Origin of the sequence: Rhizobium favelukesii (assembly GCF_000577275.2) — a bacterium.
GTDB lineage: Bacteria > Pseudomonadota > Alphaproteobacteria > Rhizobiales > Rhizobiaceae > Rhizobium > Rhizobium favelukesii.
Genome location: NZ_HG916852.1, coordinates 3,418,174 through 3,442,436 on the forward strand (window position 1 = coordinate 3,418,174; position 24,263 = coordinate 3,442,436).

Below are 24,263 nucleotides of genomic sequence, written 5' to 3' on the forward strand. Positions count from 1 at the left end.
CGGCTGCCGACCTATTCTGTGGATGACGACAATCAACTGCTGGCAGGAGCAGCATTCAACTTTTGTAAAAATTGATGGTCAAATGTCTAAAATCGATTGGAGCGGCGCTCAGCGGACCTTCAATTTATTGACTTGGCCGTTCCAACTGCTATGTGTCACCCGCTCTCATTGATGGTCTCCACAGGCTCGAGGCCATCCCCCGACACCGGAACTCCGTGGAACAGCCATGACCTCTCCTGAACAAAACGACCGGATGGCAAATGCGATCCGTTTCCTCGCCATGGATGCAGTGGAAAAGGCGAACTCCGGGCATCCCGGCATGCCGATGGGCATGGCCGACGTGGCGACGATCCTCTTTACAAAGTATCTGCGGTTCGACCCGAAGAAGCCGCATTGGCCGAACCGCGACCGCTTCGTTCTGTCGGCCGGCCACGGCTCGATGCTGCTCTACTCGCTGCTCTATTTGACCGGCTATCCTGACATGACGGTGGAAGACCTGAAGCAGTTCCGCCAACTCGGCTCCAAAACCGCCGGCCATCCTGAATACGGCCACGCAACCGGCATCGAAACGACCACCGGCCCGCTCGGCCAGGGGATTGCCAATGCCGTCGGCATGGCGATCGCCGAGCGCAAGCTGCGCGAGGAATTCGGCGCCGAACTGCAGGACCACTACACCTATGCCATCTGCGGCGATGGCTGCCTGATGGAAGGCATCAGCCACGAAGCGATCGCGCTTGCAGGCCATCTGAAGCTGAACAAACTGGTTCTTTTCTGGGACAACAACTCGATCACCATCGACGGCGCCGTCTCCTTGTCGGACTCCACCGACCAGGTTGCCCGCTTCAAGGCCGTTCACTGGAACACGATTGAGATCGACGGTCACGATCAGGCTGCCATCGCGGCTGCCATCGAAACCGCCCACACGTCTGATCGCCCGACGTTTATCGCCTGCAAGACGATCATCGGCTTCGGCGCTCCGAACAAACAGGGCACCCACAAAGTCCACGGCAACCCGCTCGGTGCCGACGAAATCGCGGCGACCCGCAAGGCGTTGGACTGGGAATACGAACCCTTCGTCGTTCCCTCCGACGTTCTCGACGCATGGCGCGCAGCCGGCAGCCGCTCGATTGATCTCGTCAACGCCTGGGAAGACGGCCTCGCCAAGTCCGCACACAAGGCAGAGTTTACCCGCCGTTTCGCCGGCGAACTGCCGGAAGGCTTCGATGCCGCGATCAGCGCCTACAAGAAGAAGCTCATCGAAACCAAGCCGACGATCGCCACCCGCAAGGCATCGGAAGATGCGCTGGAAGTCATCAACGGCTTCCTGCCGGAAACGCTCGGCGGTTCCGCTGACCTGACGCCGTCGAACAACACCAAGACCAGCCAGATGCATTCGATCACGCCGACGGATTTTGCCGGACGCTACATGCACTGGGGCATCCGCGAGCACGGCATGGCTTCTGCCATGAACGGTGTGGCGCTGCACGGCGGCCTCATTCCCTACGGCGGCGGCTTCCTGATTTTCTCGGACTATTGCCGCCCGCCGATCCGCCTCGCATCGCTGATGGGCATCCGTGTCATCCACGTATTGACGCACGACTCGATCGGCGTTGGCGAAGACGGCCCGACCCACCAGCCGGTCGAGCAGATCGCCGGCCTGCGCGCCGTTCCGAACCTGCAGGTGTTCCGTCCGGCCGACGCTACCGAAACGGCCGAATGCTGGCAGATCGCCATCAAGTCGAAGGTTCACCCGTCCGCTCTTGCGCTCACTCGCCAGAACCTGACGACGGTGCGCACCGAGTACAGTGAGAAGAACCTCTGCGAACAGGGCGCCTACACACTCGCTGGCAATACCGACGCGAAGGTGACGATCTTCGCCTCGGGCTCGGAAGTCGAGCTTGCGGTTGCCGCCCGCGCAACGCTGGAAGCCAAGGGCGTCAGCGTCCGGGTCGTATCCGTTCCCTGCACCGAACTGTTCTTCGAGCAGCCGGAAGCCTACCGCAAGGAAGTCATCGGCAACTCGCCGGTCAAGATCGCCGTCGAAGCCGCCGTCCGCGAGGGCTGGGATGCCTTCATCGGTCCGGAAGGCAGCTTCGTCGGCATGAAGGGCTTCGGCGCGTCCGGCCCGGCGAAGGACGTCTTCAAGCATTTCGGCATCACCGCGGACGCCGTGGTCGCTGCCGCAGAAGCAAAACTCTAAGAGAGCGCTCAGGCGCTCTCCAACAACTCAATCCGCAAGCCCCATCTCTAGGGAGTGAATGCACATGACTGTAAAGGTTGCCATCAACGGCTTCGGCCGCATCGGCCGCAACGTTCTCCGCGCTATCGTAGAATCTGGCCGCACCGACATCGAAGTCGTTGCCATCAACGACCTCGGCCCGGTCGAGACCAACGCCCATTTGCTGCGCTACGATTCTATCCACGGCAAGTTCCCGGCCGAGGTAAAGGTTGAGGGCGACACGATCACTGTCGGCGGCGGAAAGCCGATCAAGGTGACCGCGATCAAGGACCCGGCAACGCTGCCGCACAAGGAACTCGGCGTCGACATCGCGATGGAGTGCACCGGCATCTTCACCGCCCGCGACAAGGCTGCCGCCCACCTGACGGCCGGCGCAAAGCGCGTCATCGTTTCGGCTCCTGCCGACGGTGCCGACCTGACGGTCGTCTTCGGCGTCAATGATGACCAGTTGACCAAGGAACACCTGGTCATCTCCAACGCGTCCTGCACGACGAACTGCCTGGTTCCGGTCGTCAAGGTCCTCGACGACGCTGTCGGCATCGATCACGGCTTCATGACCACCATCCACTCCTACACCGGCGACCAGCCGACGCTCGACACGATGCACAAGGACCTTTACCGCGCCCGCGCTGCAGCCCTGTCGATGATCCCGACCTCGACCGGCGCCGCCAAGGCCGTCGGCCTCGTCCTGCCGCATCTTAAGGGCAAGCTCGATGGCACCTCGATCCGCGTTCCGACCCCGAACGTCTCGGTCGTCGACTTCAAGTTCGTCGCCAAGAAGGCCACGACCGTCGGCGAAATCAACGAAGCGATCAAGGCTGCCGCAAACGGCAAACTCAAGGGCATCCTCGGCTACACCGACGAGCCGCTCGTTTCCCGTGACTTCAACCACGACAGCCACTCATCGATCTTCGCAACTGATCAGACGAAGGTCATGGAAGGCAACTTCGTGCGTGTCCTGTCCTGGTACGACAACGAGTGGGGCTTCTCCAGCCGCATGTCCGACACCGCCGTTGCCTTCGCAAAGCTCATCTAAGCTCGACTTTGTACATTATGCAGCGAAGCAAAGTGCTTGTGTCATCCGCTTGAGGCGGCTTGGTTGAGTTTCAGGAATGTCCGGGTCTGGCGGGTGCTGTCGATAAATATCCTGATCCCACAGGATCATGCGAACCGCACCGATGGCATCGGAGAAGGTGAACTCTGTTTTCTTGTACCAGGCGGCGGCATAGGGAAGGACGCCATGACCGAGCAGATCGCATGCCCAGAGTGTGACGAGGCTGTAGAGCGCCAGCAGCGACGGGGTCGTGCGCATGATGGCTTTGTCGTTCCACTGCCGTTGGGTTTCCACGCCAAGATGCGCTCGCGTTTCGGCGAAGGTGACCTCGATCTGCCAGCGCCGAACGAAATAGGCAATGATCTGAGCGGGCTCAAGGTTGACGTTGGTGCTCATGAACGCCTGGGGTTCACGACGGCCTGATGGATCGCGAACGAGAACCCAGCGAATTGGTCTTGGGGGCGTTCCACGCCGATACCAGAGGCCGGTTCCTGATGTGACATCAAGGGTTTTGTCGGTTTGCTTGCCGTACCAGGACGATGCGACGATGCGCTGCCACTCGGTCTTTGCGTCTTTGAGGAGCGTTTTCAGTTTCGGCAATGGCCTGCCTTTTTGCGCCGGTCGCCCGAGCGTATGTTCGTGCCGTTGATCTGGTGGAGCAAAGAGACTGGCATCCAGACGCAACCGCGTGATGAGAGTGGCCGTGTCGGGAAGAGCCGCAGCCAGTGTATGAACGGCAAAGCTGCTATCGCCGACAAAGATGATTTCGCGGCCCGGCAGCCAGCGGCAAAGCTGCAAGACGCCTTGCCTTGCCCAATCAGTCAGCAGCTTGTGCTTTCGGCCCTTCTTCTGATCATGGCGCTCAGAGGGACACAGGATCGTCAGCACCGGCAGGGCTTTAATACATTTTGCCCATGGGACAGGTGAAAGAACCATGAAGCTCAACCATCTCAAGCCGCTGGCTTTGACAAAGTGGCCATGGCTGGAGCGCACCGGGTCACGATAAATTCCACGCGCGGCGATGCGTTGGCCCCAACGCCGTTCGATTGTATCATCCATGCCAATCACGACAGGGCCCTCGGGCACGAGCCGGGCAACAATGATGGACAGCAGACGGGCCGCCAACGTGCGAGGGTTCCAGCGGGCTCGGTTGAGGAGTTGATGATAGGCGGCAAAATTACTTACCTCCGCGCGTCCGGTGATGCGCAGGCAGGCCGTCACCGTTCGCTTGCCAGGCGAAAGGAGCGCACCCATCACCAGGACCAGCAGATGCTCCCAGCTTGGCGCGGTAAACCAGAAACGAAACGGCGACAGCCATTTGCGAAGGATGTGGGGGACCGCGTCTCCCGGCTCACGGCTACAATCATGTTGTTCGCTCATCCATTCGTTCGAATCCGATCAAACGAATGGCGCAAGGCCGGGACCCTGCGGCGAATTGATTCACCCAGGGCTGCTCAGATGCCCCCGAAATCACCACCGATTTTGTACAAAGTCGAGCTAAGAGCATCGCGACATAAATCGTCGAAAGCGGCTCGGGTAACCGGGCCGCTTTTCTTTTGGCGCCAAACGGACTAGCGTCATAGCCACAAGACAATGCCGGATGGATGGCTGGCGGATTCACCCATGAAAATTCTCATGACGATCATCGTTTTCCTCATGGTCGCGAGCGTGTTGAGCTTGAGCGTCGTTGGTGGGCGCAGTTCCAAGCAGATCGCCGAAGGGCAGCCGCTGATGGCGTCCACACGCGTCATGGGGCCTCGATAATCCGCGCGCCTAGAGCGATAGGACTGGCGCGGCCCGATCGATCACCGTAGTGTCGATCGAAGACACGCGGCGCAGAGGCGAGAGAGAATTTGATGGACTACTTTACGATCGAGATCGGCGGTCAAGCGATCGCAAGCTTTCGCTCCGAGAATGCCGACGATGCCAAGAATTTCTTCGAGGCTGAGGATTTCCGCGAGGACCTGACGGTCCTGCAGTCCCAAGGCAAGCCGGTTTGGGATGGGGTCGCTGCGCTCAACCTGCGCAAGGCAACCGCCGACGAAGCAAGCGAAGTCGAGCACGCCTACGAGTTCGACGACGATCCGGAGCGGACCATCGACGACGAGTTCGTCGTCTTCCTGATTCCGATTTCCGACATCGCCGATGAGGACGACGACGCCTGAGCGGTTGCGATCAGATAAGCGAGCGCGCTAAAAGCGGCCCTGTGCTGAAACCCGGCGCGGCTCTCCTTGAGGCCACGCACTGATTGCGAGGAAAAGCGCGAGAGCGCTGCTTCTGCCCTGCTATCGCCCGATTTGCTCATACACTCGATTCATGCTCCTTCGTGAGCGCTCATCCGGCTTTGCCGTTCGGCACGCCAAAACAGCAGCATGAAGCCGCAAAGCAGCACGGGTTTGACCGCAAGGCCTACCCATCCCGTTTGTTTTGCCGTTTACTTATGGCCGCTTGGGGTGACCACGAAAGGGCGACTTGAAATGGGCTGCGGGACCGGGGGCGGTCTGCATTGACTTGCGGGTAAGGGGATAGGCATGGAAGCGTTCTACATCGTCGTACTGGTCTCGACGACGCTCGTGCTCCTCGCCGCATTTTCCAGCCTGCTCGCCTTCCGCTTCGGCGCTCCCCTCCTCCTGCTCTTCCTGGCGATCGGCCTGCTTGCGGGCACGGACGGCCTCGGCATCGAGTTCACCAACAATTATCTCGCCTACATCCTCGGCTCCATCGCGCTGGCAGTCATCCTGTTCGACTCCGGCTTCGGAACGCCGGTGCAGGCCTTCAAGCTTGCGGCCATACCCTCGCTGACGCTTGCCTCCGTTGGCGTCCTGATAACGGCCGCACTCATTGGCGTCGCCGCCATGTGGATGCTGAACTTCACCTTTCTGGAAGGCCTGCTGCTCGGCTCCATCGTCGCCTCCACTGACGCGGCGGCGGTCTTCTTCCTGCTGCGCATCGGCGGCATCAATATTCGCGACAAGGTGCGCTCGACGCTCGAGGTGGAATCTGGAACCAACGATCCGATGGCGATCTTCCTGACCATCGCCCTCGTCGAGATTCTTGCCAGCGGCGAACGGTACCACGGCATCAACATCGGCATGCTTGCCATGTTCGTGCAGCAGATGGGCCTTGGCGTCATCCTCGGCCTGCTCGGGGGCATGATGATCGTTCTGATCGTGAGCAAGCTGGAGACGGATCGCGGCCTGACGCCGATCTTCGTGCTCGCTTTGGCGCTACTTGTCTTTTCGGCGACCGGCGCGGTCGGGGGAAGCGGTTTCCTTGCCGTCTACGTTGCCGGCATCTACGCTGGCAATCGCAGGCTCCATGGTTATGCCGCCATCAAGCGCTTCCAGGACGGCATGACCTGGCTTGCCCAGATCATCATGTTCCTCGTCCTCGGCCTGCTGGCGACTCCGTCGCAGTTTCCCGCGATCGCCATCCCCGCCGTGCTGCTCGCCCTGTTCCTGATCTTCATCGCACGCCCGCTCGCCATCTGGCTGTCGCTGCTGCCCTTCGACTATACGCAGCAGGAGATCGGCTTTGTTGCATGGGTCGGTCTGCGCGGCGCCGTGTCGATCCTGCTTGCCATCATGCCCATTCTCGGCGGCCTGGAGAATGGTCAGGTCTATTTCAATACTGCCTTCATCATCGTGCTCGTCTCGCTTCTGGTGCAGGGCTGGACGATCAAGCCGGTCGCCAAGAAGCTTGGGCTCATCATCCCGCCGCGGATGGGCGCCGTTGACAAGGTGGAAGTCGATCTGCCTGGCGCAGCAAACCACGAGCTTCTGTCCTACCGCGTCGTCAAGGACAGCCCGGTGCTGCGCGGCGAGCGCATCCCGCGCTGGGCAACGCCGTCGCTCGTCATCCGCGATGGCAAGTCGATGCGCTACCAATATGCCGGAAGGTTGCGTGAGAACGATCTTGTCTATCTCTTCGTTGTTCCTTCCTATTCGCGGCTTCTCGACAAGCTCTTTGCCAGCCGTGCGCCGGTCGAGGAGGACGATGCCGATTTCTTCGGCGCCTTCGCGCTGTCTCCGGCCCGGCCGGCCGCCGATCTCGACGCTGCCTATGGCCCCGGCCTGCTGAACGAATCCGAGAAGGGCCTGACGATCGCCGAACTGATGAAACACCGCCTGGGCGGCAAAGCCGACTATGCCGACCGGGTGCGCCTCGGTTCCATCATCCTCATCGTGCGCGACCTCGACGACCACGATCACATCACCTCGGTCGGCATGTCGCTCGAGGCCCTCGAGCCTGCCACGGCCCTGCCGATCTTCCTCAATCTGCACGATATCATCGACCGCATCCACGAGCGTTTCAAAGGCCGCAGAAACCGCGAAGCAGCCGCCAGTGCGGCATCCGGCAAGGGCGATGAAAACCCGCAATGACCGCCTTGCGTCTGCGGTCATCCTTGCTATGGTCCCCGCATCTTTGGGCAATAACGAACGGACTTTTCCATGCCTTCCTTCAAGACCCTCGACGACCTCAACGACATTGCCGGCAAGCGCGTCCTCGTTCGCGTTGACCTCAACGTTCCGGTCAAAGACGGCAAAGTGACCGACATCACGCGGATCGAGCGCGTTGCTCCGACGATCATCGAGCTGTCGAAGAAAGGTGCCAAGGTCATCTTGCTGGCACACTTCGGCCGCCCTAAGGACGGTCCGTCGCCGGACCTCTCGCTGTCGCTGATCGCTCCGTCTGTCGAGGAGGTGCTTGACCGCCCGGTCGCGACGGCGAGCGACGTCATCGGCGATGCCGCAGCCGCTGCGATTGCATCGATGAAGGACGGCGACATCCTGCTTCTCGAAAACACCCGCTTCCACAAGGGCGAAGAAAAGAACGACCCGGACTTCGTCAAGGCGCTTGCGGCAAATGGCGATATCTACGTCAACGATGCGTTCTCCGCTGCCCACCGCGCGCATGCCTCGACGGAAGGCCTCGCGCATCATCTTCCTGCGCATGCCGGCCGCACGATGCAGGCCGAGCTCGAGGCGCTGGAAAGCGGCCTTGGCAATCCGGCCCGACCGGTCGTGGCCATTGTCGGCGGCGCCAAGGTGTCAACCAAGATCGATCTCTTGATGAACCTCGTGAAGAAGGTCGATGCGCTGGTGATCGGCGGCGGCATGGCGAACACCTTCATCGCCGCGCGCGGCACCAATGTGGGCAAGTCGCTCTGCGAGCATGATCTTGCAGAGACCGCAAAGCAGATCATGATCGAAGCGGCCACGGCCGGCTGCGCCATCATTCTTCCCGAGGACGGCGTCGTTGCCCGCGAATTCAAGGCGAACGCAACCAACGAGATCGTCGCGATCGACGCGATCCCGGCCGATGCCATGGTCCTCGACGTGGGCCCGAAATCGATCGAGGCGGTCAAAGCATGGATCGAGCGCGCCCAGACCCTGGTCTGGAACGGACCGCTCGGCGCATTCGAGATCGAACCGTTCGACAAGGCGACGGTCGCCGCAGCGAGATACGCGGCCGAGCGCACCAGGGCCGGCAAGCTCGTCTCGGTTGCCGGCGGTGGCGACACGGTCTCGGCCCTGAACCACGCCGGCGTTGCCGACGATTTCAGCTATGTGTCGACTGCAGGCGGCGCCTTCCTCGAATGGATGGAGGGCAAAGCGCTTCCCGGCGTTTCCGTCCTGTCCAAAGCGAAATAATCAGCACAAACGGATTTAACAAATTTTACATGTAGATAGACCGCGGCGCGAAAGCTCCGCGGTCTTTTGCTCACTGCGAGTACAAAAGTTCAAACTTTCAAACGATTGAAAAAAATTCAAACGTTTCAATCAATTTTGCTGCCGTTTTCCCACCCATAAACTTCTGTTATCCGCGACCTATATTCATCGATTGACGATTTTTTGCTGTGGAGAAGGCGATATGAGCGAACGTTTGGAAGACATTGCCGTGCGTATGGTAGCTGGTGGCCGCGGGCTGCTTGCAGCGGATGAATCGACAGGCACGATCGGAAAGCGGTTCGACACGATCGGACTTCAATCGACGGAGACGAGCCGCCGCGACTACCGCGAAATGCTGTTCCGCACGGAAGACGCGATGCGTCAGTATATTTCCGGCGCGATCCTCTACGAGGAAACCCTCCACCAGAAGGCGGCAGACGGCACGCCCTTCGTCGACATCATCCGCGCGGCCGACAGCATTCCGGGCATCAAGGTCGATATCGGCGCGAAGCCGATGGCAGCCTATCCCGGCGAAACCATCACCGAAGGCCTCGACGGGCTGGCAGAGCGGCTGGCGAAGTACTATGAAGCCGGCGCCCGCTTCGCCAAGTGGCGCGGTGTCATCGCAATCTCTCCCACCCTCCCGACATGGGGCTCCATGAAGGCCAATGCGCATGCGCTCGCCCGCTATGCTGCGCTGTGCCAGCAAGCCAACATCGTTCCGATCGTCGAGCCTGAGTGCCTGATGGATGGCAAGCCGGGTGACCACAACATCGATCGCTGCGCCGAGGTCACGGAATGGACGCTGCGCACGGTCTTCGAAGAACTGGCTGATGCCCGTGTCAGCCTCGAGGGCATGATCTTGAAGCCGAACATGGTCATCGATGGCAAGAACGCCCGCAAGGCATCGGTGGCCGAGGTCGCCGAGCGCACGGTCGAGGTGCTGAAGCGCACCGTCCCGTCCGCCGTTCCGGGCATCGCCTTTCTCTCCGGCGGCCAGTCCAGCGAAGAAGCGACGGCGCATCTTTCCGCGATCAACTCCGGCTACGACCTACCATGGGCCGTCACCTTCTCCTACGGCCGCGCCCTGCAGGATACGGCGCTGAAGGCCTGGGGCGGCAAGCCGGAAAACGTCGCCGCCGGCCAGCGCGCCTTTGCCCATCGCGCCGAGATGAACAGCCTCGCCGCCAAGGGCAGCTGGAAGAAGGACCTCGAGCAGGCCGCGTAAGCCTCTTCTCGACTGACGAAACGGAAGAAACCGGTCGCCAAGGCGGCCGGTTTTTCCATTGTAACGGCGACAAGTTTTCCGCTTCTTCAGCCGGCCGATCGCCGGTAGAGATCATGGCTTCAGCCAGTTCGGGAACCGCCATGAAAACCGTTGCTTTCACGACCGTCGATGTCTTCACCTCCGCTCGCTTCGAGGGTAACCCGCTGGCTGTGATCACGGAAGCGCGTGGGCTAACCGATACTGACATGCAGAACATCGCCGCCGAGTTCGGCTATTCGGAAGTTACCTTCGTCCTGCCGCCGGAAGATCCGGCAAATACCGCCCGCGTCCGCATCTTCACACCGACGATGGAAGTGCCCTTCGCCGGACATCCGAACGTCGGAACGGCCTATGTGCTCGGGCAGCAGGCGCATGTCTTCGGGCGGCCAGTCGGCGACCGCCTGCGCTTCGAGGAGAAGGCCGGCCTCGTCGAAGTCGATTTGAAGCGCAACGGCAATGAGGTGCTGTCGGCGGCCATTCGGGCGCCGAAGCCGCTCGCCATCGGCGCCACGGTCTCTGAGCAGACTGTTGCCCGTTGCATCGCGATCGGGCCGCAGGATATCCGCGTGGCGAAGCATTCGCCGGTTGTTGCATCGGTGGGGCTGAGTTTCGTCGTTGCCGAACTTGCAGATCTTGCCGCCCTTGGCCGCGCCCGCCCGAACCTTGCATACTTTCAAGACGCTGCCGCCCCGACCGCCGAAGGCAACCACGACTTCTCGCTGTTCGTCTACGTCCGCTCCGGGGAAAACCCATGGACGATCCGCGCACGGATGTTTGCGCCGCTCGACAACGTGCCGGAAGATCCGGCGACCGGCAGCGCCTCGGCGGCACTCGGCGCCTACCTCCTTTCGCTAGAGCCGGATGCGAACATGAGCGTTTCGCTGACCATAGAGCAAGGCGTCGAGATGGGACGCCGCAGCATCATCGCAATTGACGTGGTCAAGAAGGACGGCATCGTCACCGACGTGACGATTTCGGGCGGCTGCGCGCCTGTCATGCGCGGTGAAATCGCGTACTAGACGAAGACATCGCGCCCGATCAGCGCCACCGCCCAGATCGCGAAGGCGATCAGCGCGATCTTCCAGAAATCCATGCGTCGCTGCAGCCCGGGAACACCCAGCGGCTTGATCAGCTGAATCGCCATCGCCAGGATGAGCAGCAGAGCGATCAGCTTCGTCATGTCTTTATTTTTCCATCTCTTATGAATGTCACAGGACGGACATTTTTTCGCGTCACGACTGCATTTATTCATGCCGTAAAGGCATTTGGGGGCACAATCAATCATCTCGAGGCTGGGCGACACTGCGTGTTGCCATATGACCTTTGACATTCAACGCATAGAGTCTGCTAAATGAAAAGAAATCTGCTGTCCGTCGCCTCGCTTCTCTTCGGGACGCTCTTTCTCTTCATGGGCAACGGGTTGCAGGGCATCCTGCTTCCGATGCGCGGCAATCTGGAAGGCTACGCAACAACCACCCTCGGCCTGCTCGGCACCTCCTGGGCCGCTGGCTTCGTCATCGGCTGCCTCGTCGCACCGAAACTTGTGCGCCGTGTCGGCCACGTGCGGGCCTTCTCCGGCTTCATTGCCATCATCGCAATCATCGCGCTTGTCAGCGGTATCATCATCCACCCGGTCTGGTGGGTGCTGTTGCGAGCCGTCACCGGCTTTGCGACCGCCGGCACTTCGATGATCATCGAGAGCTGGCTGAACGAGCGCGCTACCAATGAGAGCCGCGGCGCGATCTTCTCGCTCTATATCGCCATTACACTCTTCGGCGTCGTGGCGGGCCAGATGATGATCCCGCTGGAGGATGTGCGCACGCCCGTCCTGTTCATGATCTGCGGCATCTTCTACTGCATCGCGATGCTTCCGACGACGCTCTCGACCGCAGCCTCGCCGCAGCCGCTGAAGGCCGTCAAGCTCGATCTGCCAGCCCTTTACCGCAACTCCCCCGTATCCTGCCTTGGCATTCTTCTCGTCGGCATCGCCAACGGCGCCTATGGTACGCTGGGTGCGGTCTTCGGCGCGGGCTCCGGCCTTTCCGATACCAGCATTGCCATCATGATGAGCGCCACCATTTTCGCCGGCGCCCTGATGCAGCTGCCGGCAGGTCGCCTTTCTGATCGCATCGATCGCCGCCACGTGCTCGCGGCGATGTCCGCAATTGCTGCTATCGCCGGCCTGCTGCTGGCGATCCTGCAGCCCTCCTCGCCCTACTTCATCATCGGCCTTGTCGTGCTCTACGGCGCCGTTGCAAACACGCTCTATCCAATCGCGGTCGCACACGCCAACGACTATGCCTCCGCCGAGGACTTCGTGAAGGTATCCGGCGGACTGCTGCTCCTCTACGGCATCGGCACCATCATCGGCCCGACCATCGGCGGCCCAGTCATGTCGATGATCAGCCCGCACGCCCTGTTCCTGGTAACGGCGGTCGCCCATGTGCTGATCACCGCCTACGCCATCATTCGCAGCCGCATGCGCGCCGCCGTTCCGGTCGGCGACCGCGACGCCTTTACCACCATTCCGACGGCCACGTCGCAAACGCTGACGCCCGAAAGCATGTCGCTTGCGGACCGCGGAACCGGCAAGACTCCCGAAACCGGCGATCCTGCCCTAAAATATAGCTGAGGCAAAAAAGGGAGGACTCCATATGAGCTTCATCGACGACGACCGGCCGCAGAAGAAGGTTACGCACGAGATCGGTGCCGACCTCTCCACCTTATCGGTCGACGAGTTGCGAGCGCGCGTCGCGCTGCTCAAAGCCGAGATCGTGAGAATCGAAGCAGAGGCCGCCAGCAAGACATCGACAAGATCAGCGGCGGAAAGCCTCTTCCGCTCGTAATTCGAGAGCGGGGTATTACAGCAAACTAGCGCTCGAAAGGTGTTAATCCGGGACAGGTTTAAGCGGCCATTAAGCTTTATAAGGTATTACTGTACTCATCCAGATCTTCTCTGGATCTCAGACAGTTTTCCATGCGGTGAATTGGTCTGATTTTTCTCCCTGTTTTACCTTGAGAGCCGCTTTTGCGGCTCTTCTTTTTTATTGCGCTGGGGACCATTTCCATGAAACTGTGGAAGTTAACCCTTTCTTAAGAAACGCCTTGCGCAATTCCGCTAAAGCTACCATCTTAAAAGCATAAAGAACGGCCGGAGAGACCTTTTCCCTTCGGCGGGCGTTACCTGACCATAAGTAGATGCGTGCAACAGGGACTGTTTAAATGTCAGAGCTTGGATTGAATACAATCAGTTTTGCAGGTCGCGCTGCCGCATCCTCGCAGTTCAAGGCGCTGTATTCGGAAGGCATGTCGCTGGTCGAAGAAACCGCCGCCTATCTCGATGGCCAGGGTCGCACAGCCTCCAAGGTTCTGCCGCGCATGGCGTCCGTTCTCTATGCGGCAGAGTCGATGCGACTGACCACCCGCCTCATGCAGATGGCCTCCTGGCTGCTGCTGCAGCGCGCCGTTAACAACGGCGAGATGTCGCGCGATCAGGTTCTGGCCGAGAAGAACAAGGTTCGCCTCGACGGCTTTAACGTCGATCGCAACGCACCGGGCTGGGGCGATCTGCCGGAATCCTTCCGCCACCTGATCGAACGCTCGTTGCGCCTGCAGAACCGCGTCGCCCTGCTCGATCGCGAAATCTATCGCCCGGCCGAGGCACCGATCGTTCCCGATAACCAGAACAGCGTCCAGGCTCAGCTCAGCCTGCTGCAGACGGCCTTCGGCAACAACTGAGCCGCCTCAAACTGAATTCACGAAACCGGCTGCGTCCTGCGCAGCCGGTTTTTCGTTGTGTGCGCAACAGAAAGCAACGCCAGGGCATGCGCTCAAAAACAAAGAGCCCCGCCGAAGCGGGGCTCTTTCAAATTCCACCAAGTGGCAACAATTAGAGGCCGAGGCCGCCGAAACGCTTGTTGAACTTGGAAACGCGGCCGCCACGGTCCATGAGCTGCTGGTTGCCACCAGTCCATGCCGGATGCGACTTGGAGTCGATTTCGAGGTTCATGACTGCGCCTTCAGAGCCCCAGGTCGAACGGGTCTCGTATTCGGTGCCGTCGGTCATGACTACCTTGATCGTGTGATAGTCGGGATGGATATCTGCCTTCATAACAATCTTCCTGCCATGCAACGTCCAAATTGACGCATCATCATTGCGACAAGAGGACCGATTGAATAAATGAAGCCGCAGACGCAAACGCCACGGCTTCCCATTAGGATGGGCTGCCTATACATGAAGGCCGGCAGGATAACAAGAGCCATCGGCCGCGGATAAGCGGTGTCGAAGGCGATCGGAGACGAAGTGGCATACGCAGGGCAAGCAGGGGAAAAAAAGTCGGGATCGCTGAAGCCGCTAGGCCGGCTGACGCCCTATGTCGTGCGCTATCGCGGCATGGTCGCCGGTGCCCTCGCTTCCCTTGCGCTTGCCGCCATCACCTCGCTCGCCCTGCCGCTCGCCATACGCCGCATGATCGACCATGGCTTCACGCAGGCCGACGGCAGCTTCATCAACAGCTATTTTCTGATGCTGATGATCATGGCGATCGTGCTGGCCGTCGCGAGCGCCCTTCGCTACTACTTCGTCATTACGCTCGGAGAGCGTGTGGTCTCCGATCTTCGCCGTGATGTCTTCAGCCATGTGACGCGGCTGTCGCCGTCCTTTTTCGATGTCAACCAATCGGGCGAGATCGTCTCACGCCTGACGGCGGACACGACACAGATAAAGTCAGCGGTCGGCGCGACCGCTTCCGTCGCCTTGCGCAACCTTATTCTCTGCCTCGGCGCGATGGGCATGATGATCGTGACGTCGCCAAAGCTGTCCAGCCTTGTGATCGGGGCGATTCCGTTGATCGTCTTTCCGCTGGTTGGCTTCGGTCGCTCGGTGCGGAAGCGCTCGCGCTCCGCCCAAGATACTCTGGCGGACGCCTCCGCCTTCGCCAACGAAACGATCGCCGCCAGCCGCACCGTCCAGGCCTTCGGCGGAGAGGACGCCGCTGCCACCCGGTATGGCACCGCTGTGGAAACGGCATACGATGCCGCCCGCGCGGCTATACGCTCGCGCGCCCTGCTGACAGGCATCGCCATTACCCTTATTTTCGGTAGCGTCGTCGCCGTTCTCTGGGTCGGAGCTCACAACGTCCTGGCGGGCACGCTTTCGCCCGGCACGCTCGGCCAGTTCCTTCTCTACTCCGTCATCGCCGCCGGCTCGCTCGGCGCTCTTTCCGAAGTCTGGGGCGAACTTTCGCAAGCTGCGGGTGCGGCCGACCGGCTGACCGAACTGCTCGATGAAGTCTCGCCGATTACAGCGCCCACGGTGCCCGCTGCTCTGCCTGCTCCGGCGCATGGTCGTGTCCAGTTTACGGGCGTGCATTTTGCCTATCCGTCGCGCCCGGAGAGATCCGCCCTCCATGGCCTGAGCTTCGAGGTAGCCCCCGGGGAGACCGTCGCGATCGTTGGTCCCTCCGGTGCCGGCAAGAGCACCGTCTTCTCGCTGCTGCTCCGCTTCTATGATCCGCAACAGGGTGCGGTAAAAATCGACGACGTCGATGCCCGCAGCACCGATCCCGACGCGTTGCGCAAACGCCTCGCGATCGTGCCGCAGGATGTGACGATCTTTGCGGCCTCCATTCACGACAACATCGCCTTCGGCCGCCCAGAGGCGAGCCGTGAAGAGGTGCGTGCCGCCGCGATCGCTGCACAGGCCGACGAATTCATTGCCCGCTTGGACAAGGGATACGGCACCGAGGTCGGCGAGCGCGGCATCACGCTCTCGGGTGGTCAACGCCAGCGTATCGCCATCGCCCGTGCCATTTTGAAGGACGCGCCGGTCTTGCTGCTCGACGAGGCAACCTCGGCACTGGACGCCGAAAGCGAAACCCTTGTGCAGAAAGCCCTCGACGGCCTCATGACCGGCCGCACGACCCTTGTCATTGCCCATCGCCTCGCGACCGTGCTGAAGGCTGACCGGATCCTCGTCATGGATCAGGGTCGCGTCGTCGAAGAGGGAACGCATCAGACCCTTATTCGACACGGCGGCATATACGCCAAGCTGGCCAAGCTGCAGTTCGAAACAGGTGCCGGAGACTTTCTCGCCGCAGCAAAGTGATCGTCCGACTGCACGTTCCTTCCCATCGCCAGCCTCCGGCGGTGGTATCGACATTACACTCGGTTTATAGACGGATTTATCGTCGCCGCGCGGTGAGAAAGGCTCTGGTGAAGCCGATAGATTTCGCCGATACGTTGATCCTACTCGTCGCCGTGGCCGTCGTCATATCGATGCTGCTGTGCTGTCGCTCGCTCCGGGAGGTCCGGGATTGGTCGCTCACCGACTTTGGTCAGAAGAAGTCGAATGGACGACGACCGACCCGGCCGGAAACCCCATCGATGCCGCGGGCATCCCCCTCGCAGCAGCGCAACTCCCCGATGATAAAGGCGAGTTCGAGCCGTTTATCGCTCGTGTTGGAACCGTCGCGATATTGATGCTCTATCTCGGCTTTCCTGGTGCTCTTCGCGCCGTACCTGATCAACACGTTCTCGTCGGTCTTCTCGATTTTCAAACCGCAGTGCGGCGCATTTCCTGCACGAAATCGGCTCGTCGCGCCGGTTGCAAAGCACGCAAATATCCCGATGGAATAGTTGCGTTTTTTGTTCTAGGCTGCGCCTGCAGATAGGACATCATCCTGATTCCGGGAGAAAAATCGATGTATAAGTTCGAAGTTTACAAGGACAAGGCTGGCGAGTTCCGTTTCCGTTTCAAGGCGCCGAATGGCGAATCCATGTTCGGCTCCGAAGGCTATAAGGCTAAGGCATCGGCGCTGAGCGCCATCGAATCCATCAAGAAGAATTCTCCCGGCGCAGAAGTCGTCGACACGACGAAGGCTGAGGCCTGATCAAATCAGGCGGCGCCAAACGCGCCGCCTCTACACCGCCCGCCCGGCAACCCTGCCGGAAAAGATGCAGCCGCCGAGGAATGTTCCCTCGAGCGCGTTATAGCCATGCATGCCCCCGCCGCCAAAGCCGGCCACCTCGCCCGCGGCATAGAGCCCAGGCACCGGATCACCACTATGGCCGATCACTCGTGCGGAAAGATCCGTCTCCAGACCACCTAAAGATTTGCGCGTCAGGATGTGCAGCCGCACCGCAATCAATGGTCCGGCCTGCGGGTCAAGCAGCGAGTGGGGCTTTGCCGTGCGCATCAACCGGTCCCCGAGATAGCGCCGAGCGCCGCGAATGGCGATGACCTGCGCGTCCTTCGAAAAGGCGTTGCCAATCTCCCTGTCGCGGGCCTCGATCTGCGTCCTGAGACGGCTTGCATCCACGCGCCTTTCACCTGTCAACCCGTTCATGCCGTCGACAAGCGCTTCCAGCGTATCGCGAACGATGAAATCCTCTCCCCTGTCCATGAAGGCCTGAACGGGTCCCGGCGGCTCCTTGCCCAATCGCTTGAGCAGCAGGCGGATATCCTTGCCGGTGATGTCTGGATTCTGTTCGGAGCCGGAAAGGGCAAACTCCTTCTTGATGATTGCTTTGGTCAGGATGAACCAGCTGTGGTCATGACCCGTCGCGCAGATTGCCTTCAGCGTCGCCAGCGTATCGAAACCGGGCATCGCAGGTGCGGCAAAGCGGTTTCCATCGGCATCGCACCAGAAGGAGGATGGGCCGGGCAGGATGCGTATGCCGTGATTGCGCCAGATCGGATCCCAGTTCTTCAGCCCCTCCGTATAGTGCCACATCCGGTCCGAATTGATTTCTCGCCCACCCGCGCGCTCGGTGATCTCGATCATCCGTCCGTCGACATGGGCGGGCACGCCCGCGACCATGCTCGCCGGAGGTCGTCCGAGCCGATCGACCGGCCATTTGCGGCGCACCGCGTCATGATTGGCCCCGATGCCCCCTGAAGTCACGATCGTCGCACCGGCCCGTATCTCGAAGAGCGCCGCAAAAATGCGGTTTGTCTCCTGGCCTCGAACGGAAGCGTCTGGCTGAAGGATCGTGCCACGGGCGCCGCAGACGACACCGTCTTGCACGACAAGGTCATCCACCTGATGCCTGAACAGAAGCGTGACAAGACCCTTCGCCTCCGCCTCGCGCACACGGCGAATAAATGGTGCAAGCACGGCCGGTCCGGTTCCCCACGTGACATGGAAGCGCGGCACGGAGTTGCCGTGGCCATGCGCCAAGCCGCCTCCCCGCTCAGCCCAGCCAACAACCGGGAACCAGCGCATGCCCTGCTGATAGAGCCAGCGGCGTTTCTCGCCTGCGGCAAATTCGAGGTAGCCCTCCGCCCAGCGACGCGGCCAGTAGTCTTCCGGCCGGTCGAACGATGCCGAACCCATCCAGTCCTGCCGTGCAAGGCCAAGACTGTCACGGATACCGAGTAGCCGCTGTTCCGGGCTATCGACGAAGAACAGCCCGCCAAGAGACCAAAACGCCTGCCCGCCAAGGCTCTGCTCGCCCTCCTGCTCGACGATGCAGACCTTCCGTCCGCGATCGGCCGCCTCCGCTGCCGCGACGAGCCCGGCAAGACCTGCGCCGATGACCAGCACATCGCATTCGATCAAAGCATTCTCCCCCACGTCTCATCGAACCTATGCGGAGCCTCGCTCGGCGACAACGCCACTTTTCCCGAGACGATATCTTTTGCAGCCCGATCCGAGAGACGCTTGTTGCACAGGAACGACCTTAGCCGGCAGCAATTGCAGCCGATCTTTTCGACTGGCGAAACGCCGCGTAGACCTACTTCTCGGTGAGCTTCAGTTCGATACGACGGTTGGTGGCGCGTGCTTCTTGGGTGTCGCCTGGCGCGATGGGCTGGAACTCCCCGAAGCCGGCAGCGACGAGACGGTCGGCCGGCACGCCGCGGGAGATCAGAAACTTGACGACGGAGATCGCGCGCGCAGAAGACAGCTGCCAGTTATCTCCGTACCTGCCGGTGCCCGCGAGCGGCACGTTGTCCGTATGTCCGTCGACGCGCAGGACCCAGTTGATCTCCGGCGGGATTTCCTTCGCAACGTCGAGAAGCGCCGTCGCAAGCTTTGCCATCTCGCCCTGCCCGTCCGGATTGAGATCCGCACTGCCAGAGGGAAACAGGACCTCAGACTGGAAGACGAAGCGGTCACCGACGATCCTGATATTCTCGCGATCGGACAGAATCTCGCGCAAGCGCCCGAAAAAGTCGGACCGGTAGCGGTTGAGTTCCTGCACGCGTTGCGCCAGCGCGACGTTGAGGCGACGGCCAAGATCCGCGATCTTCGTCTGCGAGGTCTGATCCTTCTGCTCGGAGGCCTGCAGGGCGGCTTCTACGGCGGCGATCTGGCTGCGCAACGCGGCAATCTGCTGGTTCAGCAACTCGACCTGGCTCATCGCCCGGTCGCTCATCTGCTTCTGTTCGTCGAGTTCCTTGGTGAGGCTGCCGATACGCGACTGTGCAGCGCTCTGGCCTCCCGAGCCAGCATCAAGCAGCGCCTTCAGCCGCGATCGCTCGCTTTCGGCCGACGACAAGGAGGCCTGAAGATTGGCGACGCTGTCCTCGAGGTCCTGCTTGCTTCCCTTCTCGAGAGCAAGCAGCTGCGTCAACTCGTTGATCTGACTGTTCAGACGGTTCAGCACCTCGTCACGGCCGGAGATTTCGCGGCTCAGGATATATTGGCCGACAACGAAGACGGTCAGCACGAACATGATGGAGATCAGCAGCGTCGACAGCGCGTCGACGAAACCTGGCCAGTACTCCACCGCGCGCTCGCGGCGGCGGTTGCGGGCAAGAGCCATAGCTTACTTGCCCTCGCTTTTTTCGGTTTGCGGCGTGCGTTGAACGCGCTCGCTCAAACCATGCCTTTCTTGCGAGCCAATCCGCTCGGCCAGACGATCAAGCGTGCGGCGCATCGCTTTCGTCTCTTCCTGCTGCGCGTCGATCCAGTCGCGCAGCATCTGCTGCTCATTGCGCATATTCTTGACCAGGCCCTGAATACCTTCGGCAAGATTTGCCATCGCCGCAACCGACCTCTGGGTGCCGCCGCTGCCCTCCTCGGAGATCCGGCGCATATAGTCGGAGAGCGCGCGAACCTCTTCGGGCGAGACCGCCGAGGTGCCGCTGATGGCGGGCATGGCGGTATCGGGGCCAACGTCGGTTACCGACGAAAGCCAGTTTTCCAGCTCCATGTAGAACCGGTTCTGAGCGCGACCCGCCTGGAGATCGAGGAAGCCGAGAATGAGCGAACCGGACAAGCCGAGCAGCGACGACGAGAATGCCTGACCCATGCCCGAAAGCGGCGTCGCAAGGCCCTCCTTCAACGCACCAAGAACATCGGTCGAGCCATTCGAGCCCGCATCGAGCGACTGGATGACCGAGCTGATCGAGCCGATTGTGCCGATAAGACCCCAGAACGTGCCAAGCAGACCGAGAAAGACCAGAAGACCGATCAGGTAGCGCGACACATCGCGCGATTCATCAAGGCGGTTGGCAATGGAATCGAGAATGGAGCGGAAGGCCGCGGTCGACAGTCCCGCCGAAGCACTACGGCTGCCAATCAGCGTTCGCATTGGAGCGAGCAGCTTGGGATTGCGTCCGACTTTGTCGGCGCTGCCTGCGGCGCGGAACGAATTGAACCATCGCACTTCCGGCCGCAGCGACAGCACATGGCTGAAGACGAGGATGATACCGACCGCCAGGACACCGAGGATCAAACCGTTGAGGCCCGGATTGTACATGAAGGCAGTCTGCGTCTGTCGGAAAAGAATGGCGGCAATGAACCCGACGATGACCAGAAACAGCACCATCGTCCAAAGAAACGGCATCGGACTGGAAAGTTTATAGCTGTAGTTGCTCGTGGTTTTTTCGGTCGAGCCGAATTCAGCCACATTCACATTTTCCATAGGTTCCGCAGCCTCCGGATTCATTTCAGCCGGAGACTAGAGCAACATTGTGCCGAATTGAAGTATGCGGAAACGAAAACCGTGTCTTTACAACAGCGATTTACCGGCTAGGAACGGGACGCTTGGCCACCTCAAGCAATGCCTTCTGGATATATTCGTTGCCCGCGACGACCGAACCGGTCTCGAGAATGGACGAACCGCCATCCCAATCGGACACATAGCCGCCGGCTTCGCGGATAAGGAGGATGCCCGCCGCGATATCCCAGGCCGACAGCGCGGTTTCCCAGTAACCGTCGAAGCGACCGGCCGCCACGTAGGCAAGATCTAGGGAGGCCGCGCCCATGCGGCGAATGCCGGCGACTTCGCCCATCACGTGACGAAGCTCAACGAGGAACTTACCGTGATTGCCGCGGCCGAGATGCGGAACACCGCAGGCAACGACGGAATCCGAAAGCACGCGGCGGGCGCCGACGCGCAGACGGCGATCGTTCAGGAAGGCGCCACCGCCACGCTCGGCGGTGTAGAGCTCGTCCGTTGCCGGATTGAAGACGACGCCAGCGACGATCTCATTGTTGCGCTCAAGTGCGATCGATACCGCAAACATCGGAATGCCGTGCAGGAAGTTGGTCGTGCCGTCGAGCGGATCGACGATCCAGCGGTGCGCACCGTCCGTACCCTTGATCTCCTCGCTCTCTTCTCCGAGGAAGCCATAAGTCGGGCGGGCCTTCAGGAGTTCGTCCTTGACGATCTTCTCCGCCTTGCGGTCGGCATTTGACACGAAATCGCCCGGACCCTTGACCGAGACCTGCAGGTTCTGGACTTCTCCGAAATCACGCCCCAGCGATTTTCCTGCCTTGATGGCAGCCTGAACCATGACATTGAGGAGAGCTGAACGAGCCATGTGAGCACTTTTCCTTGAGCGATAATACGGTGCGCGCTGTCAGGGCGGGAAAGGTCCCTGATCGCCGGAGAAGGCAGCGCTCGATAAGATTGGCGGCCTCAAGACCACAAAATCGGGAAAATTTCAAGAGGAGACAGGCGCTGCACGGCGCCGCTCGAACAAATGACGCAGAATATTCTAGACAGGTCAGTCCGGAATTGCTATTCATGTGTCCATGGCAAGGCACAAGGAATTCGATAGAGACAAGGCTCTCGATGCCGCGATCGGCGTCTTCTGCGAGCATGGCTACGAGGGTAGTTCCACCGACGCCCTGCTTACGGCGATGAAGATCAGCCGGCAGAGCATGTATGACACCTTCGGCGACAAACGCAGCCTCTACCTGCAGGCTCTGAAGCGCTACAATACCGACAGTATTCTTAGCATCATCGCGGACCTGAAGGACAGCGAGCATCCGCTTGACGCCCTGGAAGCCGCCCTCTTGGCCTTCGCATCCAGACCTTTTTCGGAAGCGTCCAGAGGCTGCCTCGGCGTCAGCGCCATTTGCGAATTCGGCCGCACCGATGCCGACGTGTCGAACCTGACCGACAGCGCCTCGGCAATGCTGGGCAAGGCAATTGTCGTGCTGCTGGAAGATGGCCAGAGGAAAGGTCAGTTATCGACAGAGGTCGATCCCGAGGTCGCCACTCAGTTCCTTGGCGCTACGCTATCCGGCATGAAGGTCAGCGCCCGCAACGGCGCAAGCCCCGAAACCCAGCGCGCCGTCGCCCGCCTCGCAATCCGCAGCCTTCGATAGCAGCATGATCGGACAGCAGTGACTTCTCGCGATCATTTCTAGACCAATCAGTCCAATAAAGGAGAAAAGTGAAAATGACGAAACCACTTGAAGGAAAGGTCGCAATCGTGACGGGCGGCTCACGCGGCATCGGTGCGGCTATTGTGCGCAGGCTGGCGATGGATGGTGCCTCCGTCGCTTTCACCTTTGCGAACTCGAAGGAGAAAGCCGAGGCGATCGCCGCCGACATCGAGGCAAAGGGCGGCAAGGCACTAGCGATCCATGCCGACAGCGCAGATGCCGCCGCTGTGCAAAGAGCCGTCGACACGGCCGCCAGTCATTTTGGCGCCCTCGATATTCTCGTCAACAACGCGGGAATTCTATTGTTGGATAGCCTGGAAGCCTTTCGGCTGGAGGACTTCGACCGCATGTTCGCCGTCAATGTGCGGGCGGTCTTTGCCGGCACGCAGGCTGCAGCGAAGCATATGCATGACGGCGGCCGGGTCATCACCATCGGCAGCGTGGTTGCGGAGCGCAGCGGCTTTCCGACATCCGCCGTCTACAGCATGAGCAAAGGCGCTGTCGCCGCCATGACGCGTGGCCTCGCCCGCGATCTCGGTCCGCGCGGCATTACCGTCAACACGATCCAGCCTGGTCCCACCGTGACCGACATGAACTCCGACCCGCATTCCCACGAAATGCTGAAGGGGTTGATGGCCCTCGGCCGTCTCGGGGAAGACCGCGAAATCGCAAGCTTCGCAGCCTATCTGGCCAGCCCGGAAGCCTCCTTCATCACCGGCGCCAGCCTCACCATCGACGGCGGTTATCTCGCCTGAGAGCAGGTCCGGCAGCATAAGCTGCCGGACTTTCAAAACGTCTGCTGGGTGATCAGGACATCACCGGCGATCTGATCGAGCGGCAGGAACCGATCCACCCCACCCTTGGCGATGGCTTCCTTGGGCATCCCGAAGACGACCGATGGCGCCTCGTCCTGTGCCACCCGTGTCGGCGCCGGCCTGATGCATCTCCAGCATGCCCATTGCGCCGCCATCGCCCATCCCGGTCATGATGATGCCCATTCATCGGCCGTCAATTTGCGTGCCGGCGCCCCATTGACCGCTTCGGTGACGGCATTGGTCAGCGTGCCCTTCGTGGTCAGCCGGATGCTTGCGGAATCATCGACAGTCAGAATGTTTGTGCTCATGGCGTCACCTCTTTATGCAACCAGAATTTAGCGTCGTCAGAGTTGAACGCGTCGAGGAACCCTGCGCGCTCAAGCACCTTCAGAACATTTCCCTTGGCGGGCGAGGAATGCGTGATCGATTTGCTCTGCGCCTTTGCCTGGCGACGAGCGGATTCGATGAGCTGAATGAAACTCAGATCCGCTTCGGCATGTTCGGGAATATCGATGACAATCGAATTAGGTGATGGCGAAATACTTCTAGAGCCCAAAAGGACTCTCATGAGAGGCTTAGCAACGGGCAAA

General features: G+C 60.7%; 24 protein-coding genes and 2 pseudogenes. 15 read left to right on the plus strand and 11 right to left on the minus strand.

The features are described from left to right. Positions 1-226: 226 nt before the first annotated feature. A complete protein-coding gene (gene tkt / locus LPU83_RS55520) occupies positions 227-2,200 on the plus strand; it encodes a transketolase (RefSeq protein WP_024315383.1) in 1,974 nt (657 codons plus the stop codon). A gap of 64 nt (positions 2,201-2,264) precedes the next feature. Next, positions 2,265-3,275, plus strand: a complete 1,011-nt coding sequence (gene gap, locus LPU83_RS55525) for a type I glyceraldehyde-3-phosphate dehydrogenase (protein ID WP_024315382.1) — start codon at positions 2,265-2,267, stop codon at positions 3,273-3,275. Between the two features lie 15 nt (positions 3,276-3,290). Here the strand turns inward: gap and LPU83_RS55530 are convergent, their stop codons facing one another. Beyond that, positions 3,291-4,673 carry an IS701 family transposase gene (locus LPU83_RS55530; RefSeq protein WP_037068948.1) on the minus strand — a complete coding sequence of 461 codons (1,383 nt, stop codon included), beginning with the start codon at positions 4,671-4,673 and terminating at the stop codon, positions 3,291-3,293. A 243-nt stretch (positions 4,674-4,916) separates the two neighbouring features. On the opposite strand from LPU83_RS55530, the gene LPU83_RS55535 reads away from it, so the two are divergent. From LPU83_RS55535 to LPU83_RS55560, 6 genes are all read left to right on the plus strand, one after another. Beyond that, entirely contained in the window at positions 4,917-5,057 is a 141-nt protein-coding gene (locus LPU83_RS55535; RefSeq protein WP_007802558.1) for a hypothetical protein, read from the plus strand. Positions 5,058-5,149: 92 nt separating this feature from the next. Next, the gene (locus LPU83_RS55540) at positions 5,150-5,458 is read left to right on the plus strand and encodes a hypothetical protein (RefSeq protein WP_024317260.1); all 309 of its coding nucleotides are present in this window, start codon (positions 5,150-5,152) and stop codon (positions 5,456-5,458) included. A 366-nt stretch (positions 5,459-5,824) separates the two neighbouring features. Next, complete coding sequence (locus LPU83_RS55545; RefSeq protein ID WP_024317261.1) at positions 5,825-7,675, plus strand: potassium/proton antiporter; 1,851 nt, start codon at positions 5,825-5,827, stop codon at positions 7,673-7,675. Between the two features lie 69 nt (positions 7,676-7,744). Continuing rightward, on the plus strand, positions 7,745-8,947 hold the full coding sequence (locus tag LPU83_RS55550; protein WP_024317262.1) for a phosphoglycerate kinase: 1,203 nt from the start codon (positions 7,745-7,747) through the stop codon (positions 8,945-8,947). Between the two features lie 220 nt (positions 8,948-9,167). Then, a complete protein-coding gene (locus LPU83_RS55555) occupies positions 9,168-10,193 on the plus strand; it encodes a class I fructose-bisphosphate aldolase (protein WP_024317263.1) in 1,026 nt (341 codons plus the stop codon). Between the two features lie 140 nt (positions 10,194-10,333). After that, positions 10,334-11,251 carry a PhzF family phenazine biosynthesis protein gene (locus LPU83_RS55560; RefSeq protein ID WP_024317264.1) on the plus strand — a complete coding sequence of 306 codons (918 nt, stop codon included), beginning with the start codon at positions 10,334-10,336 and terminating at the stop codon, positions 11,249-11,251. On the opposite strand, the gene LPU83_RS73120 is transcribed toward LPU83_RS55560, so the two are convergent. Next, positions 11,248-11,412, minus strand: coding sequence for a hypothetical protein (locus tag LPU83_RS73120; protein ID WP_093041322.1), 165 nt, complete (start codon positions 11,410-11,412; stop codon positions 11,248-11,250). The genes LPU83_RS55560 and LPU83_RS73120 overlap by 4 nt on opposite strands. Before the next feature lie 171 nt (positions 11,413-11,583). Between LPU83_RS73120 and LPU83_RS55565 the strand changes: the two genes are divergently transcribed. The 3 genes from LPU83_RS55565 to rcdA all read left to right on the plus strand — a co-directional run bounded on the left by LPU83_RS55565 (position 11,584) and on the right by rcdA (position 13,970). Beyond that, positions 11,584-12,864: an MFS transporter gene (locus tag LPU83_RS55565; RefSeq protein WP_024317265.1), complete on the plus strand. Its 1,281-nt coding sequence runs from the start codon at positions 11,584-11,586 to the stop codon at positions 12,862-12,864. Positions 12,865-12,886: 22 nt separating this feature from the next. Next, on the plus strand, positions 12,887-13,078 hold the full coding sequence (locus LPU83_RS55570; RefSeq protein WP_024317266.1) for a DUF1192 domain-containing protein: 192 nt from the start codon (positions 12,887-12,889) through the stop codon (positions 13,076-13,078). A gap of 376 nt (positions 13,079-13,454) precedes the next feature. Then, positions 13,455-13,970 (plus strand): protease adaptor protein RcdA, encoded by a 516-nt coding sequence (rcdA, locus tag LPU83_RS55575; protein ID WP_024317267.1) that lies wholly within the window; start codon positions 13,455-13,457, stop codon positions 13,968-13,970. 151 nt (positions 13,971-14,121) lie between these two features. Here rcdA and rpmE read toward each other — a convergent pair whose 3' ends face one another. Continuing rightward, on the minus strand, positions 14,122-14,343 hold the full coding sequence (rpmE, locus tag LPU83_RS55580; RefSeq protein WP_007527409.1) for a 50S ribosomal protein L31: 222 nt from the start codon (positions 14,341-14,343) through the stop codon (positions 14,122-14,124). Positions 14,344-14,535: 192 nt separating this feature from the next. Between rpmE and LPU83_RS55585 the strand changes: the two genes are divergently transcribed. Next, complete coding sequence (locus tag LPU83_RS55585) at positions 14,536-16,338, plus strand: ABC transporter transmembrane domain-containing protein (RefSeq protein ID WP_024317268.1); 1,803 nt, start codon at positions 14,536-14,538, stop codon at positions 16,336-16,338. 229 nt (positions 16,339-16,567) lie between these two features. Here the strand turns inward: LPU83_RS55585 and LPU83_RS55590 are convergent, their stop codons facing one another. Then, positions 16,568-16,759: a hypothetical protein gene (locus LPU83_RS55590; protein ID WP_162392083.1), complete on the minus strand. Its 192-nt coding sequence runs from the start codon at positions 16,757-16,759 to the stop codon at positions 16,568-16,570. A 174-nt stretch (positions 16,760-16,933) separates the two neighbouring features. On the opposite strand from LPU83_RS55590, the gene LPU83_RS55595 reads away from it, so the two are divergent. Continuing rightward, on the plus strand, positions 16,934-17,122 hold the full coding sequence (locus LPU83_RS55595; RefSeq protein ID WP_007527415.1) for a YegP family protein: 189 nt from the start codon (positions 16,934-16,936) through the stop codon (positions 17,120-17,122). Positions 17,123-17,152: 30 nt separating this feature from the next. On the opposite strand, the gene LPU83_RS55600 is transcribed toward LPU83_RS55595, so the two are convergent. From LPU83_RS55600 to LPU83_RS55615, 4 genes are all read right to left on the minus strand, one after another. Beyond that, positions 17,153-18,793: an FAD-binding dehydrogenase gene (locus LPU83_RS55600; protein WP_024317270.1), complete on the minus strand. Its 1,641-nt coding sequence runs from the start codon at positions 18,791-18,793 to the stop codon at positions 17,153-17,155. Between the two features lie 175 nt (positions 18,794-18,968). After that, the gene (locus LPU83_RS55605; protein ID WP_024317271.1) at positions 18,969-20,000 is read right to left on the minus strand and encodes a peptidoglycan -binding protein; all 1,032 of its coding nucleotides are present in this window, start codon (positions 19,998-20,000) and stop codon (positions 18,969-18,971) included. Positions 20,001-20,003: 3 nt separating this feature from the next. Continuing rightward, positions 20,004-21,104, minus strand: coding sequence for a hypothetical protein (locus LPU83_RS55610; protein WP_024317272.1), 1,101 nt, complete (start codon positions 21,102-21,104; stop codon positions 20,004-20,006). Positions 21,105-21,204: 100 nt separating this feature from the next. Next, positions 21,205-22,005, minus strand: coding sequence for an inositol monophosphatase family protein (locus LPU83_RS55615; RefSeq protein ID WP_024317273.1), 801 nt, complete (start codon positions 22,003-22,005; stop codon positions 21,205-21,207). 214 nt (positions 22,006-22,219) lie between these two features. Between LPU83_RS55615 and LPU83_RS55620 the strand changes: the two genes are divergently transcribed. Further along, the gene (locus LPU83_RS55620; protein ID WP_024317274.1) at positions 22,220-22,798 is read left to right on the plus strand and encodes a TetR/AcrR family transcriptional regulator; all 579 of its coding nucleotides are present in this window, start codon (positions 22,220-22,222) and stop codon (positions 22,796-22,798) included. Between the two features lie 74 nt (positions 22,799-22,872). After that, the gene (locus LPU83_RS55625; protein WP_024317275.1) at positions 22,873-23,613 is read left to right on the plus strand and encodes a 3-oxoacyl-ACP reductase family protein; all 741 of its coding nucleotides are present in this window, start codon (positions 22,873-22,875) and stop codon (positions 23,611-23,613) included. Positions 23,614-23,645: 32 nt separating this feature from the next. Here LPU83_RS55625 and LPU83_RS55630 read toward each other — a convergent pair. The 3 genes and pseudogenes from LPU83_RS55630 to LPU83_RS55640 all read right to left on the minus strand — a co-directional run. Beyond that, positions 23,646-23,856: pseudogene (locus LPU83_RS55630) on the minus strand (chemotaxis protein CheB); the annotation flags it as partial. A 26-nt stretch (positions 23,857-23,882) separates the two neighbouring features. Beyond that, a pseudogene (locus LPU83_RS55635) lies at positions 23,883-23,981 on the minus strand (response regulator); the annotation flags it as partial. Then, the gene (locus LPU83_RS55640) at positions 23,978-24,241 is read right to left on the minus strand and encodes a hypothetical protein (protein WP_225039737.1); all 264 of its coding nucleotides are present in this window, start codon (positions 24,239-24,241) and stop codon (positions 23,978-23,980) included. The pseudogene LPU83_RS55635 and the gene LPU83_RS55640, both read right to left, overlap by 4 nt. Between the last annotated feature and the right edge of the window lie 22 nt (positions 24,242-24,263).

Excerpts from the sequence above, each read along its gene's own strand:
- tkt (WP_024315383.1), top strand. The coding sequence starts at position 227 with ATGACCTCTCCTGAACAAAACGACCGGATGGCAAATGCGATCCGTTTC.
- gap (WP_024315382.1), top strand. The coding sequence starts at position 2,265 with ATGACTGTAAAGGTTGCCATCAACGGCTTCGGCCGCATCGGCCGCAAC.
- LPU83_RS55530 (WP_037068948.1), bottom strand. The coding sequence starts at position 4,673 with ATGAGCGAACAACATGATTGTAGCCGTGAGCCGGGAGACGCGGTCCCC.
- LPU83_RS55535 (WP_007802558.1), top strand. The coding sequence starts at position 4,917 with ATGAAAATTCTCATGACGATCATCGTTTTCCTCATGGTCGCGAGCGTG.
- LPU83_RS55540 (WP_024317260.1), top strand. The coding sequence starts at position 5,150 with ATGGACTACTTTACGATCGAGATCGGCGGTCAAGCGATCGCAAGCTTT.
- LPU83_RS55545 (WP_024317261.1), top strand. The coding sequence starts at position 5,825 with ATGGAAGCGTTCTACATCGTCGTACTGGTCTCGACGACGCTCGTGCTC.
- LPU83_RS55550 (WP_024317262.1), top strand. The coding sequence starts at position 7,745 with ATGCCTTCCTTCAAGACCCTCGACGACCTCAACGACATTGCCGGCAAG.
- LPU83_RS55555 (WP_024317263.1), top strand. The coding sequence starts at position 9,168 with ATGAGCGAACGTTTGGAAGACATTGCCGTGCGTATGGTAGCTGGTGGC.
- LPU83_RS55560 (WP_024317264.1), top strand. The coding sequence starts at position 10,334 with ATGAAAACCGTTGCTTTCACGACCGTCGATGTCTTCACCTCCGCTCGC.
- LPU83_RS73120 (WP_093041322.1), bottom strand. The coding sequence starts at position 11,412 with ATGACGAAGCTGATCGCTCTGCTGCTCATCCTGGCGATGGCGATTCAG.
- LPU83_RS55565 (WP_024317265.1), top strand. The coding sequence starts at position 11,584 with ATGAAAAGAAATCTGCTGTCCGTCGCCTCGCTTCTCTTCGGGACGCTC.
- LPU83_RS55570 (WP_024317266.1), top strand. The coding sequence starts at position 12,887 with ATGAGCTTCATCGACGACGACCGGCCGCAGAAGAAGGTTACGCACGAG.
- rcdA (WP_024317267.1), top strand. The coding sequence starts at position 13,455 with ATGTCAGAGCTTGGATTGAATACAATCAGTTTTGCAGGTCGCGCTGCC.
- rpmE (WP_007527409.1), bottom strand. The coding sequence starts at position 14,343 with ATGAAGGCAGATATCCATCCCGACTATCACACGATCAAGGTAGTCATG.
- LPU83_RS55595 (WP_007527415.1), top strand. The coding sequence starts at position 16,934 with ATGTATAAGTTCGAAGTTTACAAGGACAAGGCTGGCGAGTTCCGTTTC.
- LPU83_RS55605 (WP_024317271.1), bottom strand. The coding sequence starts at position 20,000 with ATGGCTCTTGCCCGCAACCGCCGCCGCGAGCGCGCGGTGGAGTACTGG.
- LPU83_RS55610 (WP_024317272.1), bottom strand. The coding sequence starts at position 21,104 with ATGGAAAATGTGAATGTGGCTGAATTCGGCTCGACCGAAAAAACCACG.
- LPU83_RS55615 (WP_024317273.1), bottom strand. The coding sequence starts at position 22,005 with ATGGCTCGTTCAGCTCTCCTCAATGTCATGGTTCAGGCTGCCATCAAG.
- LPU83_RS55620 (WP_024317274.1), top strand. The coding sequence starts at position 22,220 with ATGGCAAGGCACAAGGAATTCGATAGAGACAAGGCTCTCGATGCCGCG.
- LPU83_RS55625 (WP_024317275.1), top strand. The coding sequence starts at position 22,873 with ATGACGAAACCACTTGAAGGAAAGGTCGCAATCGTGACGGGCGGCTCA.
- LPU83_RS55640 (WP_225039737.1), bottom strand. The coding sequence starts at position 24,241 with ATGAGAGTCCTTTTGGGCTCTAGAAGTATTTCGCCATCACCTAATTCG.